Origin of the sequence: Mycobacterium intermedium, from assembly GCF_002086275.1 — a bacterium.
GTDB lineage: Bacteria > Actinomycetota > Actinomycetes > Mycobacteriales > Mycobacteriaceae > Mycobacterium > Mycobacterium intermedium.
On the sequence record NZ_MVHT01000302.1, the window covers coordinates 1 to 597 of the forward strand.

Genomic DNA, 597 nt, shown 5'->3' on the forward strand with positions numbered 1-597 from the left:
GTTTGCCGGCCCCGGCCCCCATTGACCTCTCGTTTCCGCTGTATAGCCGCGACATTAGAGCTTGACTAGAATCGGAGTCGCGGCTACACGCGCGCGGGTAGGGTTAGGCCACGGCGGCCTGCGGGGTGCGCTCGGCCCGCCTTCTCGGGAGGCGAAGTGGACATCGTCCTTGGGGTATCGATGGAACCCGCGGCTGTCCGCTTGGTGCTGGTCGAGGGTGAAAATGCCGACGGCGTGACCGTCGAAGAAGACAGTTTTCAGGTATCGCACGGTGGTGCCCCCACGCAGGCGATCTCGGCGCTGGTCGGTACGCGCGAAGGGGCGGCCGAGGCCGGCCACCAGCTGACCTCGGCCGGCGTGACCTGGACGGATCCCGCCGCAGCGGCTGCGCTGCGCGATGAGCTGGCGGCGCGTGACATCGGCAACGTCATGCTGGTATCCCCGTTGCTCGCGGCGGCCGCCCTGACGCAGACGGTCGGGTCCGCTCTGTACTACCCGTACATCGCGATGTTGTTCGTCGAGGCCGACAGCGCCACGCTGGCCGTCGTCGATGTCGCCGACGGCTCGATTGTCGACCTGCATCGGCAACCGCTGGGA

The 597-nt window shown here is 67.7% G+C and carries 1 protein-coding gene; it reads left to right on the forward strand.

The features are described from left to right. Window positions 1-156: 156 nt before the first annotated feature. A partial coding sequence (locus tag BST27_RS30785; RefSeq protein WP_428842053.1) for a DUF7159 family protein occupies window positions 157-597 on the forward strand: 441 nt, incomplete at its 3' end.